Origin of the sequence: Stutzerimonas stutzeri (genome assembly GCF_002909485.1) — a bacterium.
Classification (GTDB): domain Bacteria; phylum Pseudomonadota; class Gammaproteobacteria; order Pseudomonadales; family Pseudomonadaceae; genus Stutzerimonas; species Stutzerimonas stutzeri_AH.
In genome coordinates this window covers 226,884-244,217 of sequence record NZ_PPXG01000004.1, presented here as the reverse complement: position 1 = coordinate 244,217, position 17,334 = coordinate 226,884, and the positions used below count along the sequence as shown (strand labels likewise).

At 66.2% G+C, this 17,334-nt stretch carries 15 protein-coding genes and 1 pseudogene; 13 read left to right on the top strand and 3 right to left on the bottom strand.

Annotated features, from left to right (window positions below; genetic code table 11):
- The first annotated feature begins 44 nt into the window (after positions 1-44).
- The 10 genes from CXK91_RS11495 to dxs all read left to right on the top strand — a co-directional run bounded on the left by CXK91_RS11495 (position 45) and on the right by dxs (position 11,154).
- Positions 45-542 carry an RNA polymerase sigma factor gene (locus CXK91_RS11495; RefSeq protein ID WP_103456206.1) on the top strand — a complete coding sequence of 166 codons (498 nt, stop codon included), beginning with the start codon at positions 45-47 and terminating at the stop codon, positions 540-542.
- Between the two features lie 196 nt (positions 543-738).
- Positions 739-2,262: a pyridoxal phosphate-dependent decarboxylase family protein gene (locus tag CXK91_RS11490; RefSeq protein WP_103456205.1), complete on the top strand. Its 1,524-nt coding sequence runs from the start codon at positions 739-741 to the stop codon at positions 2,260-2,262.
- An 11-nt stretch (positions 2,263-2,273) separates the two neighbouring features.
- Entirely contained in the window at positions 2,274-3,593 is a 1,320-nt protein-coding gene (locus CXK91_RS11485) for a lysine N(6)-hydroxylase/L-ornithine N(5)-oxygenase family protein (RefSeq protein ID WP_103456204.1), read from the top strand.
- Positions 3,590-4,744 (top strand): MFS transporter, encoded by a 1,155-nt coding sequence (locus CXK91_RS11480; RefSeq protein ID WP_103456203.1) that lies wholly within the window; start codon positions 3,590-3,592, stop codon positions 4,742-4,744. The genes CXK91_RS11485 and CXK91_RS11480 overlap by 4 nt, the downstream gene beginning before the upstream one ends.
- Positions 4,741-5,328: a GNAT family N-acetyltransferase gene (locus CXK91_RS11475; protein ID WP_103456202.1), complete on the top strand. Its 588-nt coding sequence runs from the start codon at positions 4,741-4,743 to the stop codon at positions 5,326-5,328. Before CXK91_RS11480 ends, CXK91_RS11475 begins: the two co-directional genes overlap by 4 nt.
- Complete coding sequence (locus tag CXK91_RS11470) at positions 5,325-7,133, top strand: IucA/IucC family protein (protein ID WP_103456201.1); 1,809 nt, start codon at positions 5,325-5,327, stop codon at positions 7,131-7,133. Before CXK91_RS11475 ends, CXK91_RS11470 begins: the two co-directional genes overlap by 4 nt.
- Entirely contained in the window at positions 7,117-7,878 is a 762-nt protein-coding gene (locus CXK91_RS11465; protein WP_103456200.1) for a siderophore ferric iron reductase, read from the top strand. Before CXK91_RS11470 ends, CXK91_RS11465 begins: the two co-directional genes overlap by 17 nt.
- A 139-nt stretch (positions 7,879-8,017) precedes the next feature.
- Positions 8,018-8,260 (top strand): exodeoxyribonuclease VII small subunit, encoded by a 243-nt coding sequence (locus CXK91_RS11460; RefSeq protein ID WP_003283056.1) that lies wholly within the window; start codon positions 8,018-8,020, stop codon positions 8,258-8,260.
- A complete protein-coding gene (locus tag CXK91_RS11455; protein WP_103456467.1) occupies positions 8,260-9,147 on the top strand; it encodes a polyprenyl synthetase family protein in 888 nt (295 codons plus the stop codon). Before CXK91_RS11460 ends, CXK91_RS11455 begins: the two co-directional genes overlap by 1 nt.
- Positions 9,148-9,255: 108 nt before the next feature.
- On the top strand, positions 9,256-11,154 hold the full coding sequence (gene dxs / locus CXK91_RS11450) for a 1-deoxy-D-xylulose-5-phosphate synthase (protein ID WP_103456199.1): 1,899 nt from the start codon (positions 9,256-9,258) through the stop codon (positions 11,152-11,154).
- Between the two features lie 268 nt (positions 11,155-11,422).
- Here the strand turns inward: dxs and CXK91_RS11445 are convergent, their stop codons facing one another.
- On the bottom strand, positions 11,423-11,899 hold the full coding sequence (locus CXK91_RS11445) for an NYN domain-containing protein (RefSeq protein WP_014819014.1): 477 nt from the start codon (positions 11,897-11,899) through the stop codon (positions 11,423-11,425).
- 116 nt (positions 11,900-12,015) lie between these two features.
- Here CXK91_RS11445 and CXK91_RS11440 point away from each other — a divergent pair, with 116 nt between their 5' ends.
- A complete protein-coding gene (locus tag CXK91_RS11440; protein WP_014819013.1) occupies positions 12,016-12,696 on the top strand; it encodes a YciC family protein in 681 nt (226 codons plus the stop codon).
- A gap of 77 nt (positions 12,697-12,773) precedes the next feature.
- Positions 12,774-13,202 carry a VOC family protein gene (locus tag CXK91_RS11435; protein WP_103456198.1) on the top strand — a complete coding sequence of 143 codons (429 nt, stop codon included), beginning with the start codon at positions 12,774-12,776 and terminating at the stop codon, positions 13,200-13,202.
- A gap of 10 nt (positions 13,203-13,212) precedes the next feature.
- Here the strand turns inward: CXK91_RS11435 and CXK91_RS11430 are convergent, their stop codons facing one another.
- The gene (locus CXK91_RS11430) at positions 13,213-14,043 is read right to left on the bottom strand and encodes an SDR family oxidoreductase (RefSeq protein WP_103456197.1); all 831 of its coding nucleotides are present in this window, start codon (positions 14,041-14,043) and stop codon (positions 13,213-13,215) included.
- 85 nt (positions 14,044-14,128) lie between these two features.
- Here CXK91_RS11430 and CXK91_RS11425 point away from each other — a divergent pair, with 85 nt between their 5' ends.
- Positions 14,129-14,944 (top strand): substrate-binding periplasmic protein, encoded by an 816-nt coding sequence (locus CXK91_RS11425; protein WP_103456196.1) that lies wholly within the window; start codon positions 14,129-14,131, stop codon positions 14,942-14,944.
- A gap of 2 nt (positions 14,945-14,946) precedes the next feature.
- Here CXK91_RS11425 and hrpB read toward each other — a convergent pair.
- Positions 14,947-17,100: pseudogene (gene hrpB / locus CXK91_RS11420) on the bottom strand (ATP-dependent helicase HrpB); the annotation flags it as partial.
- Positions 17,101-17,334: the final 234 nt, after the last annotated feature.

Genomic DNA, 17,334 nt, shown 5'->3' with positions numbered 1-17,334 from the left:
CGCATCTGGGATAGTTTCGTTGCCCCTCTCGGTGGCACGCTCCCATGCGCGACAACAACAAGATTTCCGATTCCTGCCTGCAGTGTTACGTCCATCATCGGCAGCAACTGGTCGCCCATCTCACGCGCCTCGGCGGCCGCCGCGCGCTGGCCGAGGACCTGGCGCAGGATGCCTGGCTGAAGCTCGCCCAGGTCATGCCCGAGCAACGTCTCGACAATCCCAAGGCCTATCTCTTTCGCATCGCCACCAACCTCTTGCGTGATGCCCTGCGCCATCGCGCGCTTGTCGGTGTCAGCGACGAGGCACCGCTGGAACTGATCGAAGCCGTGCAGGCCGATCCCTGCGCTCTGGTTGAAAACCACTGCGCGTTGCAATGCGTGCTGCGCCAGCTCGATGACCTGCCGCCGCGTTGCCGCGAGGTGTTCGAACTGGCCCGGCTGGAAGGTCTCAGCCAGGCCGAGATAGCCGGACGCCTTGGCATCTCGGTGAATACCGTGATCGCCCAGCTGGCCAAGGCGCGCCAGCGGCTGGAGCGGCCGTAACTTTTTTCTTCGACGCCGTAATGGTTTTTCCGCGCTAATTCGTCTTGCCTGTGCCCTTGCGCAATTGAGATTTATTCTCGACTAACCAGCATCCTCGCAGATGCTTTCGTGCGGTCCAGCCGCCAGACAAGAAACCACCGAAGCCGCGAAAACGGCCCGCTCCGGGTCGCGGCCGCGCTCGGCCCGAGGAATGTGCATGACCACGTCCAGTACCGTAGTGCCCTTCGCCCCCGGCCCCGTCAGCAACGGGCTGTTCACCCGCAGCAATCACGATGACTACCGCCAGCTCATGCAGCAGGGGCTGAACTTGGTGCAGCAGTGTCTGCAGCGCCAGCAGCAGCCGTTCAGCGGCATCCTTCCGCAGGAACTGGCCGCCGATTTCGAACGCGTCGATCTGGAGCGCCCACTGGGCGATGCCGGCGCCGCGCTGCGCGAACTGGATCAGCTTTATCTGCGCGACGCGGTGTACTTCCACCATCCGCGCTACGTCGCCCACCTCAACTGCCCGGTGGTGTTGCCGGCGCTGCTCGCCGAAGTGCTGGTGTCGTCGCTCAATTCGTCGCTGGACACCTGGGACCAGAGCGCCGGCGGGACGCTGATCGAACAACGCCTGATCGACTGGACCTGCACGCGCATCGGCCTTGGCAGCCAGGCCGACGGCGTGTTCACCAGCGGCGGCACCCAGTCCAACCTGATGGGGCTGCTGCTGGCCCGAGAGCACGTCTGCAACCGTTTGCCCGGTCACGGCGGCAACCTGCGTCATGGTCTCCCGGCCGAGGCCGCCGGGCTGCGCATCTTCGCCTCCCGCGCCAGCCACTTCAGCGTGCAGAAATCCGCCGCGCTGCTGGGTCTGGGCTACGACGCGGTACGCAGCATCGAAACCGACAGCGCCCAGTGCATGAGCGTAGCGGCGCTGGCCCAGGCCCTGGCGGACTGTCAGCGCCTGGGCGAGCTGCCCATGGCCGTGGTCGCCACCGCCGGCACCACCGACTTCGGCAGCATCGACCCGCTGCCGGAGATCGCCGCGCTTTGCCAGCACTATGGCGTCTGGCTGCATGTGGATGCCGCCTACGGTGGCGGCCTGCTGGTCGCACTGCGCTACCGCGACTGGCTGGCCGGCATCGAGCACGCCGACTCGGTCACCGTCGACTATCACAAGTCGTTCTTTCAGCCGGTCAGCTGCAGCGGCTTCTTCGTCCGCCAGCGTCAGCACCTGAGCTACATCACCCACCACGCCGACTACCTCAATCCGCGCAGCCAGACCCGCGAGGGCACGCCGAACCTGGTCAACAAGAGCATCCAGACCACCCGCCGCTTCGACGCGCTGAAACTCTGGCTGACCCTGCGCATCCTCGGCGCCGAACACATCGGCGCGATGTTCGAGGAGGTCATCGACCGCGCTGCCGACACCCATCGTCTGCTCGCCGAGGACCCGGCCTTCGAGGTCTTCGCCCCGCGCCTGAGCACGCTGGTGTTCCGTTTCGTCGCCCCAGGTGTGGCCGACGAGCGCCTGGACGAGATCAACCGCGAAATCCGCAAGGCGATCTTCCGCTCCGGCGCGGCGGTCATCGCCGCCACCGTGGTCAAGGGCCGGCAGTACCTCAAGTTCACCCTGCTCAACCCGGAAACCACGCTGGACGACCTGCGCACCATCGTCGAGCTGATTCGCGGCCACGGCACTCGCCTGCTCGACGGCCTACCCACCGCCGCCAACCAGTAAGGAGATCGCACATGAACAAGATGTATGACTTCATTGGCATCGGCATTGGCCCGTTCAACCTCGGCTTGGCCTGCCTGGCCGAACCCATCGACGGGCTCGATTGCCTGTTTCTCGACCGCGCCGAGGGCTTCAACTGGCATCCCGGCATGATGCTCGACAGCGCCACCCTGCAGACGCCGTTCATGGCCGACCTGGTGACCCTGGCCGACCCCACCAGTCGCTTCAGCTTTCTCAACTACGCCAAGCAGGTCGGGCGGCTGTACGCCTTCTACATCAAGGAAGACTTCTTCCTGATGCGCCGCGAGTACAACCAGTACTGCCAGTGGGTGGTCGAGCAGCTCGACAGCCTGCGCTTCGAGCACTTCGTCCAGCACGTCGACTACCTCGACGAGCGCCGCTGCTACCGGGTGCGCGGCGTGCACACGCGTAGCGGCGAGGGCTTCGAGTTCCTCACCCGCCGTCTGGTGCTCGGCACCGGCACCACGCCCCATCTGCCGCCCTGTTGCGAGGCACTGGCCGAGCACGTCAGCCACAGCGGCAACTACCTGCAGGACAAGCCGCGCCTGCAGGGCAAGCGCTCGATTACCGTGGTCGGCAGCGGCCAGAGCGCGGCGGAGATCTACTACGACCTGTTGCAGGAAATCGACCGCCACGACTACCAGCTGAACTGGATCACCCGCGCGCCGCGCTTCTTCCCGCTGGAATACACCAAGCTGACGCTGGAAATGACCAGCCCGGAGTACATCGACTACTTCCATAGCCTGCCTCGCAGCACCCGGGAAAAGCTCATCGACAGTCAGAAGGGCCTGTACAAGGGCATCAACGCCACGCTGATCAACGCCATCTACGACGAGCTGTACAACCAGAGCCTCAAGGGCGAGGTACCGACTCAGCTGCTGACCAACGCCGAGCTGCGCCGCTGCCAGCGCCTGGGCGATGGCACGCTGGAGCTGGAGTTCTTCCAGCACGAACTGGAGCAGAGCTATCGCCACCGCTGCGACGCACTGGTGATGGCCAGCGGGTATCAGTACCGCCTGCCGCGCTGCATCCAGCCGATAGCCGAGCGCATCGCCTGGCAGGCGCCGGAGCGCTTTGCCGTGGCGCGCAACTACAGCATCGACCGCAACGGCGGCGAGGTCTTCGTTCAGAACGCCGGGCTCGTCGATCACGGTCTGGTCACGCCGGATCTCGGCATGGGCTGCTACCGCAACGCCTCAATCCTGCGCGAGATCTGCGGGCGCGAGCACTACGCGGTGGAGACGAAGATCGCCTTCCAGCAGTTCAGCCTGCCGCGATCGCTGGCACCGCAGGGCGCGGTGGCGGCGCGATGACGCTGCGTCGCGCGCTGATCGGCATGACGCTGCTGGCGGTGCTCGGCGACAGCCTGCTGATGCCGTTCTATCCGCAGTACTTCACCGAACGCTTCGGCGAGTTGCGCAGCGAGCAGGTCGGGCTGTACCTGGCCGCGGTGTGCCTGGTGGCGATGCTCACCCTGCCGCTGTGGGTGCGCCTGTCCAGGCATGCGCATCCGCTGCGCCTGCTGATCTTCGGCCAGTTGATAGCCGGGCTGCTGGCGCTGGCCTGCGCGGCGATCGAGCAACAATGGCTGTTCTGGCCGGTGTCGCTGACGATGATCGCCTTCAAGGCCAGCTACCTGCTGATGTATCCCTACGTGATGGGCCTGGTGGGCGCCGACCAGCAGGTGCGCACCATAGGCCTGCTCTCGGTGGTGGTGCATCTGGGTGCGATTGCCGGCGCGACGCTGGGTGGCGGGGTGCTGCATTACCTCAGCCCGGCGCGCATGTTCGTGCTGATGGGCCTGATGGACTTCGTGCAGATGGCTGTCAGCCTGCTCTTGTTGCGCCATGCGCCGCAACCGACCCGGGTCGATGCAGGCACGCCACCGCGGCCGCGGGAGGAGCACCTGGCCATTGCCCGGCTGTGCCTGCTGATGCTGGCGTTCTACTTCTGCATCTACCTGGCGCGGCCGTTCTTCACGGTGTACTGGGAGCAGCTCGGTGGGCCCCAGGCCAGCTGGATCACCGGCCTGGTCTACGCCATTCCCGGCATGCTGGCGCTGCTCGCCCTCGCCCTGCATTACCACGCCGGGCAGCACCTGACCGCCTGGCTGCTGCTGGGCGCGTCCGGGCTGGCGCTGCAGGGTATCGAGCAGATGCCGCTGGTACTGGCCGGGCGCGTGCTGTTCGGCTGGGCGCTGTATCAGCTCACCGTCGCGCTGGATGCACGACTGTTCGCCCTCAGCCGGCCGGAGCACTACGGCCGCGACTACAGCCTGATCAACATCTTCCAGAACCTCGGAGTGCTCGCCGCGTCGTGGCTCGCCGGATTGGTGGTGCGTGATGCCGGCCTCGCCGCGCCGTTCTTCCTGTCCGCCCTCGGCCTCGTTCTCACCGCCTGCGTACTGCGCTGGCTGCTGGTTTCAGCACCAGTCAGCGCGTCTCTCTGTGGAGCCAAATCATGAATACCGCTCTTTCCCGCGCGGATGGTCCGCGCTTCGTTCGCTACTGCAGGCTCGGCGCCATGCATTTCGAGACCGTGCAGGCCGAACATCTGCCGCTGCTGCACGACTGGCTGCGCCGCGACTACGCGCGCTTCTGGGCCATGGGCCATTTGAGCCTGGCGCAGCTGGCCAATTACGTCGACGAGATCCAGCACAGCTGCCATCGCGACATTGCCCTCGGTATGTGCAACGGCGAACCCGCGTTCCTTTTCGAGGGCTATCACCCAGCCCATGACCGCCTCGCCGACCACTACCAGGTGCGCCCCGGCGACCGCGGCATGCACCTGCTGCTCGCGCCCTGCGAAAAGCCCGTGCACGGCTTCAGCCTGGAAGTCATGCGCAGCATCCTCGCCTACCAGTTCGCCGACCCATTCGCGCGGCGCATCGTCGTCGAGCCTGATGCGCGCAACGCCAAGGTGCATGCCTTGAACCAGCGCGTCGGCTTCGTCTACCAGCGCCTGCTGCAGCTACCGGAAAAGGATGCCTGCCTGGCGTTCTGCACCCGCGCGCAGTTCCTCGCCACCCTTCAGGAGAATCCGCAATGAATCAGCTCGTGCACCTGCCAACCGCCGCCGGCGACCTGGCCACCGAACACCTGCAGGCCGAACATTGGGCCCGCGCCAATCGCCTGCTGCTGAAGAAAGCCCTGGCCGAGTTCAGCCACGAGAAGTTGTTCAGACCCGAGCCGCTGGGCGACAGTCACTACCGCGTCGCAGTGCCGGACAGCTCGACCGAGTACCGTTTCAAGGCGCGACGACTGGCGCTGGATCACTGGTCCATCGTTACCGACTCCATCGAGAAGCACAGCAATGGCCAGCAACAGCCACTGGACGCGCTGAGCTTTATCATCGAGTTCGCCGACACCCTGGGCATCTCGGAAAACAACCTGCCGGTCTACCTCGACGAGATCAGCAGCACCCTGTTCGGCAGCGCCTACAAGCTCGCCAACAGCCCGCTGAGCGCCGCCCAGCTGGCCCTGGCGGACTTCCAGCAGATCGAGACTGGCATGCGCGAAGGCCACCCGGGCTTCGTCGCCAACAACGGGCGAATGGGCTTCGACGCTCAGGATTACCGCGCCTACGCGCCGGAAGCGGCAAGCCCGGTGCGCCTGGTCTGGCTTGCCGTGCACCGCAGCCGCGCCAGCTACAGCGCCATCGACGGGCTCGACCAGCCGGCCCTGCTGCGCGAGGAGCTGGGTGGTCAGCTCGAGGTGTTTCATAGCCAGCTGCGAGCGCTGCAGCTTGACCCCGACGACTACCTGCTGATGCCCACGCACCCCTGGCAGTGGCACAACATCCTCGCCATCGGCTTCGCCGCAGAGATCGCCAACCGGCAGATCGTCCATCTCGGCCTGAGCAATGACCGCTACCTCGCGCAGCAGTCGATCCGCACCTTCTTCAACCAGAGCCAGCCACAGCGGCGCTACGTGAAGACCGCCCTGTCGATCCTCAACATGGGCTTTATGCGCGGGCTGTCGCCCTACTACATGCAGGCGACGCCCGCGATCAACGCCTACCTTGCCGAGCGCGTGGCCAGCGACCCGCTGCTGCGCGACTGCGGCTTCCAGTTGCTGCGCGAAGTGGCGGCGATCGGCTATCGCAATCCCTATTACGAGCAGGCACTGCCGGCCAGCAGTCCGTATCGCAAGATGCTCTCGGCGCTGTGGCGGGAGAGCCCTTATGGCCACATTCAACCCGGCCAGCGGCTGATGACCATGGCCGCGCTGCTGCACAGCGACGGCGACGAACACGCCCTGCTGGCAACGCTGATCAGTGCCTCGGGCCTGGCCGCCGACCGCTGGGTGCGCCGCTATCTCAACGCCTACCTGACGCCGCTGCTGCACTGCTTCTATGCCCACGACCTGGTGTTCATGCCGCATGGCGAGAACCTGATTCTGGTGCTGGAAGATCACCTGCCGGTGCGCGTGCTGATGAAGGACATCGGCGAGGAAGCGGTGATTCTCGATGGCGACGCGCAGATCCCCGAGGCCGTAGGCCGTCTCGCGGTATCGGTGCCCGACGAGCTCAAGGTGCTGTCGATCTTCACCGACGTGTTCGACGGCTTCTTCCGCTACCTCAGTCAGATTCTCGATGAGCAGGTCGACCTGCCGGAACAGCGCTTCTGGCAACAGGTCGCCGACTGCATCGCCGACTACCAGGCCAGCCAGCCTCAGCTGCGCGACAAGTTCGCCCGCTACGACCTGTTCGCCGAGGAATTCGCCCGCTCCTGCCTGAACCGTCTACAACTGGGCAACAACCGGCAGATGCTGGATCTGGCCGATCCGGCCGGTGCACTGAAATTCGCCGGCAGCCTGAAAAACCCCGTCGCGCCCTATGCGCCGGAACGCTGAAACCCAATGGGCGGATGACGAGGCGCTGAACGACCTGCTGCTGCGGGTGCGCAGCGCCCTGCCGGGACTGGACGGGCGCGTCGGCTCGCCAAGACCCGACGAGCTGATGCTGGATCGCCCGCAGTCGCTGGCCGCCCTGCTGGCGCACTGGCAGGCGGCGCACCCGGAAGCGGGCCGCCATTACTGGGCCGCGCGCTGCTGGACGCTGCTGGTCTGGCAGCCCATCTATCTGCAGGTGCTGGCCGTACAACTCGATGGCCAGTCACCCGAGCTGGAGGGCATCGCGCAGGGTATGCAGCAGGGCTTCGTCGCCGGTTTCTGCCTGCCGGCCCATCAACCGCTGCATGCGGACGCGCAACGCCTGCTGCGCCACGCCGGGCAGCAGATCCGCCAGTTCTGCGAGCAGACCCACGCGGCCTGTGGTGCGTTGCTCGGTCTGCATCCGAAGCTGGCGCAACGCCTCGCCGCGGATTGCGTGATGGCCGCGCTGCTGCACGCGCAACGGACCGATGGTTGCGGCAACCTGCAGCTCTGCCGTCGCGCCGATGCCTGGCTGGATGCGTGCGGCATGCAGGGCGCCAGCGGCCTGCTGGCGGTGCAGCTGACCGATGGCGGCACCCGTCTCGGCTTGCAGCGCAAGGCCTGCTGCCAGCATTTCCGCCGCGCCGATGGCGAGCTCTGCGACAGCTGCCCGAAGCTGCCGCTCGCCGAGCGCACTCGACGCCTGCGCGAGCAGCATGGTTAGCGCTCGCTGACCTCAGGCAGCATCCCGACACCTTACGCCGCTGGATACACATCAGGCGGGCGAACCTTGTGGCTGCCGCGGGCGTTTCTTTGCTAATGTCGCGCCCGTTTCCGACTCGCCGCCGACGACAGGTTCCCGCATGGCCCGCAAGAAAGCTGCCCTCGATTTCGAACAATCCCTCGCCGAGCTGCAACAGCTGGTGGAACGCCTGGAAAGCGGCGAGCTGTCGCTGGAAGACTCACTGACCTGCTTCGAACAGGGCATCGGCCTGACCCGCGACTGCCAGGCCGCGCTGAGCCAGGCCGAGCAAAAGGTGCAGATTCTGCTGGAACGCGACGGCAGCCTGCAGGAAGCCCCCTTCGAGTCGGACCCCGAAGCATGATGATCGGCGACTACCAGAAACGCTGTCAGCAGCGCGTCGACGGCTGCCTCGAGACCCTGTTCGTCCCGCCGCTGCCGCAGCTCGAACGCCTCTATCAGGCCATGCGCTACAGCGTGATGAACGGCGGCAAGCGCGTCCGCCCGCTGCTGGTCTATGCCGCCTGCGAAGCACTGAACGGCGACAAGGCCAGCGCTGACGGCGCCGCCTGCGCCGTCGAGCTGATCCACGCCTACTCGCTGGTGCACGACGACCTGCCGGCCATGGACGACGACGACCTGCGCCGCGGCCAGCCCACCACCCACAAGGCTTTCGACGAGGCCTGCGCGATCCTCGCCGGCGATGGCCTGCAGAGTCTCGCTTTCGAGGCCATGGCCCAGGCCGAGCACAATCCGCAGGACGCCACGCTGCGCCTGCGCATGTTCGCCGTACTGGCCCGCGCCGCCGGGCCGGCCGGTATGGTAGGCGGCCAGGCCATCGACCTCGGCTCGGTCGGGCTCAAGCTCGATCGCGACGCCCTGGAGCTGATGCACCGGCACAAGACCGGCGCGCTGATCGAAGCCAGCGTGCAGCTCGGCGCGCTCGCCAGCGGCCATGCCGACGCCGACAACCTCGCCTCGCTGAGCCAGTACGCACGCGCCATCGGCCTGGCCTTCCAGGTGCAGGACGACATTCTCGATGTCGAAAGCGACACCGCGACCCTGGGCAAGCACCAGGGCGCCGACATCGCCCGGGACAAGCCCACCTATCCGGCACTGCTCGGCATGGACGCGGCCAAGGCCTATGCCCTGGAACTGCGCGACCAGGCACTGCACGCGCTGCGCCCGTTCGATATCTCCGCCGAGCCGTTGCGCGAGCTTGCTCGCTACATTGTCGAACGACGCAACTGAGCCTTTCGCTGAAATAGCAGTCAAACCCCTACCGGACCCGGGACCGTTCTTATCGAAGGGCCCATCGGGTAAACTGCCGCTCTTTTTTCAACAACAACGATCCGCCTGATGCCCAAGACTTTTCACGAGATCCCTCGGGTTCGCCCCGCGACGCCCGTTCTTGACCGAGCGGCGACCCCCGAACAGCTGCGCCGACTGGGCGAGGCGGAACTCGAAGAGCTTGCCAACGAACTGCGCCAGGAGCTGTTGTACAGCGTCGGCCACACTGGCGGGCACTTCGGCGCCGGCCTCGGCGTGATCGAGCTGACCATCGCCCTGCACTACGTCTACGACACCCCGGACGACCGGCTGGTGTGGGACGTCGGCCATCAGGCCTATCCGCACAAGATCCTCACCGGTCGCCGCGAGCGCATGGCCACGCTGCGTCAGAAGGACGGCCTGGCCGCCTTCCCGCGCCGCTCGGAGAGCGAGTACGACACCTTCGGCGTCGGTCATTCCAGTACCTCGATCAGCGCCGCCCTGGGCATGGCGGTCGCCGCCCGTCTGAAAGGCGAGCAGCGCAAGTCCATCGCGGTGATCGGCGACGGCGCGCTCACCGCCGGCATGGCCTTCGAGGCGCTCAACCACGCCCCGGAAGTCGGCGCCAACATGCTGGTGGTGCTCAACGACAACGACATGTCGATCTCGCGCAACTGCGGCGGGCTGTCCAACTACCTGGCCAAGATCCTGTCCAGCCGCACCTATTCGAGCATGCGCGAAGGCAGCAAGAAGATCCTCTCGCGCCTGCCGGGTGCCTGGGAAATCGCCCGCCGCACCGAAGAATACGCCAAGGGCATGCTGGTGCCCGGCACGTTGTTCGAAGAGCTCGGCTGGAACTACATCGGCCCCATCGACGGCCACGACCTGCCGACGCTGATCGCCACCCTGCGCAACATGCGCGACCTCGACGGCCCGCAGTTCCTCCATGTGGTGACGAAGAAGGGCAAGGGCTTCGCCCCCGCCGAAGCCGACCCGATCACCTGGCATGCGATCAGCAAGCTGGAGCCGGTCGGCGCCCCGGTCAAACCGAAGAAGCCCTCAGGGCCCAAGTACTCCAATGTGTTCGGCCAGTGGCTGTGCGACATGGCCGCCGCCGACCCGCGCCTGACCGGCATCACCCCGGCGATGAAGGAAGGTTCGGACCTGGTGGCCTTCAGCGAGCGCTACCCGCAGCGTTACTTCGATGTCGCCATCGCCGAGCAGCACGCGGTGACGCTGGCGGCCGGCATGGCCTGCGAAGGCATGAAGCCAGTGGTGGCGATCTACTCGACGTTCCTCCAGCGCGCCTACGATCAGTTGATCCACGACGTTGCGGTGCAAAACCTCGACGTGCTGTTCGCCATCGACCGCGCCGGCCTGGTCGGCGAAGACGGCCCAACCCACGCTGGTAGCTTCGACCTGTCCTACCTGCGCTGCATCCCCGGCATGCTGGTGATGACACCCAGCGATGAGAACGAGATGCGCCGCATGCTCACCACCGGCTACCACTTCGAAGGCCCGGCCGCGGTGCGCTATCCGCGCGGCAGCGGCCCCAACGCCACCATCGGGCCGGGACTGGAGCCGCTGGAGATCGGCAAAGCCGTGGTGCGCCGTGAGGGCAGTAACGTCGCACTTCTGGTATTCGGCGTGCAGCTGCCGGAGGCGCTGCAGGTCGGCGAGGCGCTGGACGCCACGGTGGTCGACATGCGTTTCGTCAAACCGCTGGACGAAGCCCTGCTGCGCGAACTGGCTGACAGCCACGAGCTGCTGGTGACGATCGAAGAGAACAGCATCATGGCTGGCGCCGGCAGCGCGGTAGCCGAGTTCCTCACTGGCGAAAGCATTCTCAAACCGATGCTGCATCTGGGCCTGCCCGACTACTACGTCGAGCACGCCAAGCCCAGCGAAATGCTCGCCGAGTGCGGCCTGGATGCGGCCGGCATCGAAGCGGCGGTGCGCAAGCGGCTTGCGGCACTCGACCAGGCCTGACGAGCGCTCAGGTGGATGGATAAAGCGCCATCCACCCTACGTTCGCATCGCCTCCGAGCCGGCAGCGCAGCAAAGTAGGGTGGAAAACTGCGAAGCATTTTCCACGGGTGACTATCCACCGTGTATACGCCACACGCATTTGAGTCGTAGCGAGAAGCCACGCCGCGTTTACCGCGCTGCGGTGGATGGGTGAAGCGTCATCCACCCTACACTGGCCACTCCGAGTCGCACTATCGGCAGACTCGCTCCCCTCAAAGTGGGCGGATGTTCAGCCACGCAACAACAAATCACCCTCGATCGGCACGTAACGCGTCGCCGCACGGATCAGCGATTGCGCGGTAAGTCCCGGTACGCCATAGGCGGTCGCTTCGGCGCCGCCGGCCCGCACCCGATCGAGCAGCAGGTCGAAATCGCCATCGCCGGACGCCAGCACCACCTCGTCGACCCGTGCCGCCGCATCCAGCACGTCGATGGTGATGCCCACATCCCAGTCACCCTTGGCCGAGCCGTCGCTGCGCTGGATATAGGGCTTGAGCTTCACCGTGAAACCGAGGTTGCGCAGGATTTGCTGAAACTGCTGCTGGCGTGCGTCACCGCGCTCGATGGCGTAGGCATAGGCCTCGACGATGGTGCCGCGACGGCTGACATCGGCCCACAACGCGGAATAGTTGAAGTGGCAGCCATGGGCCTGCCGCACGGTGTAGTAGAGGTTCTGTACATCGGCGAACAGGGCAATCTTCTTCACGCGGCGGCCCGAATCTGAAAGGGGGCTCCAGTATGGACGGCGAAATCGCACATGTCCCGTCCTTGCCGCATCCGTTACAGTGGCGCCCCGAAACGATTACTCACCTTCGGTCTGCAATGAACGTTCTTGCCATCCTGCGTGACGCCTGGTTCTTCTACTCCCGCCACTTCCTGACCATCGTCCGGCTCTGCCTGCCGCTGATCCTGCTCGAAAGCGCGACACGCCTGGCGCTCGATCACTGGCTCGGCGAAAACGTCCTGCCCGCCCTGGACCTGCTGGTGGGCCTGATCTTCTATCCGCTGTACGTCGGCGCGCTGATCCTTTACCTGGATGCGCGCAGCCGTGGCCACGATCCGGCGCTGCGTGCGGTCTACGCCCGGGCCCTGCCGCTGTGGCCAGCGCTGGCCGTGCTCTCGGGGCTCGGCTCACTGCTGATCATGCTCGGCGCCTCGCTGTTCGTGCTGCCCGGCATCTGGGTCATGGTCAAGATCGCCTTCGCCGAGTACCTGCTGGTCTTGCGTGGCCTGACACCACTGGCGGCGCTGAAGGAGAGCTTCGCCCTCACCCGCGGGCATTTTTTGCTGATACTGGGCTGCGTGATGACCGTGCTGTTGCCGATCTGGATGCTGGAAATCTGGATCGCCGCCCAGCTGTTCGCCGAGCAGACGCCACCACTGTTGCCGGCGATGTTGCTGGACGCCGTGGTCGGCCTGCTGCAGTTGCTGCCGACGATCATGCTGTTCCGCTGCTTCATGCTCTGCACCGAGCCGCCGACACGCCAGCCGGACAACGGCTGAGCGGTCTTTCGACGGAGGTTCAGGCGAGGCGCACAGAGCCTGCTAGGCTTGCTCCGGCCACATCAGGAGACCCCGCCATGGCCGACCAGAACCCAAGCATCCTTTCGCACATTTCACTGGGCAGCAATCGCTTCGACGAAGCGGTTGCCTTCTACGATCAGGTCCTCGCCACCCTTGGCTGCAGGCGCATCCTCGAACACCCCGGCGCCGTCGCCTGGGGCCGTGAATACCCGGAATTCTGGATTCAACGACCCATCGACGGCGGCAGCGCGTCGGTGGGCAACGGCACCCATGTCGGCTTTTTCGCTGCGGATCAGGCCGAGGTCGACGCCTTCCATCGCGCGGCGATCGCCGCCGGCGCAAGCGATGAAGGCGCACCCGGCCCGCGCCCGGAATATGGCGAGCCCTACTACGGCTGTTTCGTACGCGATCTGGACGGCCACAAGATCGAGGCGTCCTACTGGGACGAGGCGCTGATGCAGCAACTCTACGGCAGCGGTAGCTAGCCAGCAGCGCTCAGGAGGCGCGCCCGCCAAGCAGCCGCGGCAACAGCAGGCTCTGGTACAGCCGCGGAAAGCAGCGCGCCAGCAGCCGGGCCTTCCAGTCCAGGTTGGACAGCACCAGCAGCCGGCGCCGGCGCAGCGCACCCTGATAGATAGCCTCAGCCACATCCTGCGGCGAAGCGACCCGACCGATGTCCAACGCAGGGGTTGGCGCGGTCGAACCATCGCCGACCAGCACGTTCTTGCGCAGATCGGTGGCGGTGTAGCCGGGGCAGACCAGCATGACGTTGACATCGGTTTCGCGAAGCTCGCAACGCAGCGTCTCGAACAGCCCGTGCAGGGCATGCTTGCTGGCGTTGTAGGCGGCCCGGTTGGGCACCGGCGAATACTGCGAAAGCGAGCTGAGCACAATGATCTGCCCGCCGCGGGAGACCAGACTGGGCAGCGCGGCCTGAGTGCAATGCAGCGCGCCGTAGAAATTCACCGCCATCACCCGCTCGAACACTGCCAGGCTGGTATTCGCTACCGGGCTGCGGTGAGTGATGCCGGCGTTGTTGACCAGCACGTCGATGCCGCCGTAACGCTCCACCACCAGCGCAATCGCGCGCTGCACCGCCTCGGCATCGCTGACGTCACAGCACAACCCCAGCGCATCGGCATTGTGGTGATCGGCCAGATGCTGCACCAGGCCATCCAGCGCATCCTGATGCAGATCGAAGATCACCAGCCGCGCGCCAGCCTGTGCCATGCGCACCGCCAGCGCGCGGCCGATCCCGGCACAGCCGCCGGTGATCACCACCAGCTTGCGGTTGAACACCTTGCGATCGAACACCTTGCGCTGCATACCCTACTCCTTCGTGCCGCACGCCTGCCTTTCGGTATGAGCATAGGTCGATATAGGCCGACATTCCTCACGCTGCTGCAGCAATATGGCTCATGGACAACCGGGCATCGGCTGCGCATGCTTGTTGGAACAGCGCAAGGCAGCGATCGATCCATTGAAAGCACTCATCTATCTGGCCCTGGCCTCCCTTGCCGGCTTACCTACGACGGTTCTGGCCGATGTCGTCCAGCAACGCGTCCTCAACGTCGGCTACTACGAGTTCGCCCCGGCCATCTATACCGATGCCCAGGGCATGGCACGCGGCGAGCTGGCCGAACTGACCCGCCGCGTCGCGCGTGAGGCCGGCTACGGCGTGCGCTTTCGAGGGCTGCCCGGCGCCCGCCTCTACGCGGCGCTGGAGAATGGCAGCATCGACCTCTGGCCTGGAGCCCAGGGCAAGCCGGAGCTGGCGACCCATACGCTGGAAGGCCGGCATACGCTCAGCCAGATCAATCTCAACCTCTACCGCCTTGCCGGTACACCGGCGCCGCGCCTGCCGGACGACCTTGCCGGCAAGTCGCTGATCCTGATCGGCGGCTACAGCTACTGGCCGAACGTCAACGCGCTGCTGGACGATCCCGGCCTCGATCTGCGCCTGCTGCGCACCAGCAATCACCTTTCCGCGCTGGAAATGCTGCAGCGCAACCGTGGCGATTACCTGCTCGATTACCAGATCCCAGTGGAACAGGCCCGCCAGCGGCTACGGATGGAGGCGCTGCCCTACCAGCGCCTGGCCCAGGTGCCGATCCACTTCATCGTCTCGCGTCATGCTCGCGATGCCAGCGCCATCGTCACTGCGCTCGACGACGCCTATGAAGCGTTGCGCGTCGCCGGCGAGGACCTCAGCCTGCCGTCGGACTGAGCCTACTGCCCGCGTGGCTTGGCCCGTGCGGTCGGCTCGGCGATCAGCGGGTCGTCCGGCCAGTAGTGCTTGGGATAGCGCCCCTTCAGATCCTTTTTTACCTCGGCGTAGGTGTTGGCCCAGAAGCTCGCCAGGTCCTGGGTGACCTGTACCGGACGCCGCGCCGGCGACAGCAGGTGCAGCTTGACGACCTGTCGGCCACCAGCAATCCGCGGCGTGTCGGCCAGGCCGAACAGCTCCTGCAGACGCACCGCCAGCACCGGCGGCTGCTCGCTGTAGTCCAGCCGAATGCGCGAGCCGGACGGCACGCTGACCGCCACCGGCGCCTGCTCATCCAGGCGCTGCGGCAGCGGCCAGGGCAGCAGCGTGGCGAGCATGCCGGCCAGATCGAGCTGGGCGAAGTGCGCCAGGCGCGACACCTTGCCGAGGTAGGGCAGCAGCCAGTCGCCCAACCGTTCCAGCAGTGCAGCATCGCTGACGTCCGGCCAGTCGCTGCTGTTGCCTGCGTCCAGATCGAGCTGACGCAGCAGGTCGATGCGCGCCTGCCACTGGCGCAACTCCGGCGTCCAGGCCAGCAGTTCCAGGCCCTTGCGCCGCACCAGGCCGAGCAGCGCGCGAGCCCGGGCGTCATCGTCGAGGTTCGGCAGTGGTTCGCGGCTGAGCACCAGTTCGCCGATCCGCCGCTGCCGTTCGGCGCGCAGCACGCCCTCGCGCTCGTCCCACTCCAGCTCATTGCGCAGAGACACCTGTTCGGCCAGCGGTCCGTCGAACAGCGCCGGGTCCAGCGCGACCGCCCGGTAGATGCGCTCCTCGCGTTGTCCCTGATGGCTACCCAGCTCGGCGATCACCAGCCAGGGCTCCTTCATCAATGCATCCAGCTCACCGAACAGCGCCGCGCGTCCGTTGGCCAGACGATAACCACCGCCACCTTCGCGGCGCTGCCGGGCGACGCGGTCGGGGTAGGCGAAAGCCAGCAGCGTGGCCAGCGAGTGCTGTTCGTCCAGCGCTCCGTCGCCCTGCCCCGAAGTGCCGCGCAGCAGGCCACGAAACTGCCGGGCCAGCTGCCGCACCCGCTGCACCGCAGCGCCACGGCCGCTCTGCAACTGGTGCAGACGCAGCGCCAGATCGGCGCCGCCGCTGCGCTGTCCGCCGGACTGAATGTCACGCTCGACCAGCAGCGCCGCGACATCCGCCGCCAGCGCGCCAATACCCAAGCCATGCCCGCGCAGCAGCATGTGCGCCAGCCGCGGGTGCGCCGGCAACTCGGCCATGGCCTGGCCGTGGCGGGTCAGCTGCCAGCCGCCATGCTCGTTGTGCTGCAACGCGCCCAGCCGTTCGAGCAGCGCCTGGGCCTGGGCGTAAGCCGCCGCCGGCGGCCGGTCGAGCCAGGCCAGCTCGTCGGGCTCGACACCCCAGCGCGCCAGTTGCAGCGCGACACCGGCAAGGTCCGCCTGGAGGATTTCCGCCTCGCCATAGGCCGCCAGCTGCGCGTGCTGATCCTCGGACCACAGCCGATAGCAGACACCCGGCTCCAGCCGGCCGGCGCGGCCAGCGCGCTGCGTGGCCGAAGCGCGGGAGATGCGCCGGGTTTCCAGCCGGGTCATGCCGCTGCCGGGATCGAAGCGCGGCACCCGCGCCAGTCCGGCATCCACCACCACGCGCACGCCTTCGATGGTCAGGCTGGTCTCGGCGATGTTGGTCGCCAGCACCACCTTGCGCATGCCCGCCGGTGCCGGCTCGATGGCCGCGCGCTGCTGCGCCAGCTCCAGCTCGCCGTGCAGCGGGCAGAGCAGGATGTCGCCGCGCCCGCCCAGCTGATCAGCGAGCGCCTCGTGGACCCGACGAATCTCGGCCTGCCCCGGCAGAAACACCAGCACGCTGCCCTGCTCGTCCTCCAGCGCCTGCAGCACCGTCTGCACCACGCGCGGCTCGATACGCTCATTCGCCGCAACGAGACGACCCCAGCGCTGCCCGACCGGGTGCATGCGCCCCTCGCTGCGCACCACCGGCGCATCGTCGAGCAGTGCCGACAGGCGCTGGCCCTCCAGCGTCGCCGACATCAGCAGCAGCTTCAGTGGCTCGTCACGCAATAGCTGCCGGGCGTTGAGCGTCAGCGCCAATGCCAGGTCTGCATCCAGGCTGCGTTCACGCATTTTGCCATTCGCATGGATTTATCATTAGATACCTAAACCCAGCAAATACGGGATCTTCCACCCCAAAGCAAGGACAAGAATTCGTTGACAATCATCAGCAGCACCCTGTTCTTACCCAACTATCCATTCCGAAAAATTTCGGAGCCCCTAGCCAAGGCCTTTCAAACCCACGCGTCGTCGGAGTTGATTAACGTTCCGCTGAAGCTGCTCGAGTGCTACCTCCAACTCATCGAGGCA

Bases quoted from the DNA above. Each gene is read 5' to 3' on its own strand.
- CXK91_RS11495 (WP_103456206.1), top strand. From the start codon at position 45: ATGCGCGACAACAACAAGATTTCCGATTCCTGCCTGCAGTGTTACGTC.
- CXK91_RS11490 (WP_103456205.1), top strand. From the start codon at position 739: ATGACCACGTCCAGTACCGTAGTGCCCTTCGCCCCCGGCCCCGTCAGC.
- CXK91_RS11485 (WP_103456204.1), top strand. From the start codon at position 2,274: ATGAACAAGATGTATGACTTCATTGGCATCGGCATTGGCCCGTTCAAC.
- CXK91_RS11480 (WP_103456203.1), top strand. From the start codon at position 3,590: ATGACGCTGCGTCGCGCGCTGATCGGCATGACGCTGCTGGCGGTGCTC.
- CXK91_RS11475 (WP_103456202.1), top strand. From the start codon at position 4,741: ATGAATACCGCTCTTTCCCGCGCGGATGGTCCGCGCTTCGTTCGCTAC.
- CXK91_RS11470 (WP_103456201.1), top strand. From the start codon at position 5,325: ATGAATCAGCTCGTGCACCTGCCAACCGCCGCCGGCGACCTGGCCACC.
- CXK91_RS11465 (WP_103456200.1), top strand. From the start codon at position 7,117: ATGCGCCGGAACGCTGAAACCCAATGGGCGGATGACGAGGCGCTGAAC.
- CXK91_RS11460 (WP_003283056.1), top strand. From the start codon at position 8,018: ATGGCCCGCAAGAAAGCTGCCCTCGATTTCGAACAATCCCTCGCCGAG.
- CXK91_RS11455 (WP_103456467.1), top strand. From the start codon at position 8,260: ATGATCGGCGACTACCAGAAACGCTGTCAGCAGCGCGTCGACGGCTGC.
- dxs (WP_103456199.1), top strand. From the start codon at position 9,256: ATGCCCAAGACTTTTCACGAGATCCCTCGGGTTCGCCCCGCGACGCCC.
- CXK91_RS11440 (WP_014819013.1), top strand. From the start codon at position 12,016: ATGAACGTTCTTGCCATCCTGCGTGACGCCTGGTTCTTCTACTCCCGC.
- CXK91_RS11435 (WP_103456198.1), top strand. From the start codon at position 12,774: ATGGCCGACCAGAACCCAAGCATCCTTTCGCACATTTCACTGGGCAGC.
- CXK91_RS11430 (WP_103456197.1), bottom strand. From the start codon at position 14,043: ATGCAGCGCAAGGTGTTCGATCGCAAGGTGTTCAACCGCAAGCTGGTG.
- CXK91_RS11425 (WP_103456196.1), top strand. From the start codon at position 14,129: ATGGCTCATGGACAACCGGGCATCGGCTGCGCATGCTTGTTGGAACAG.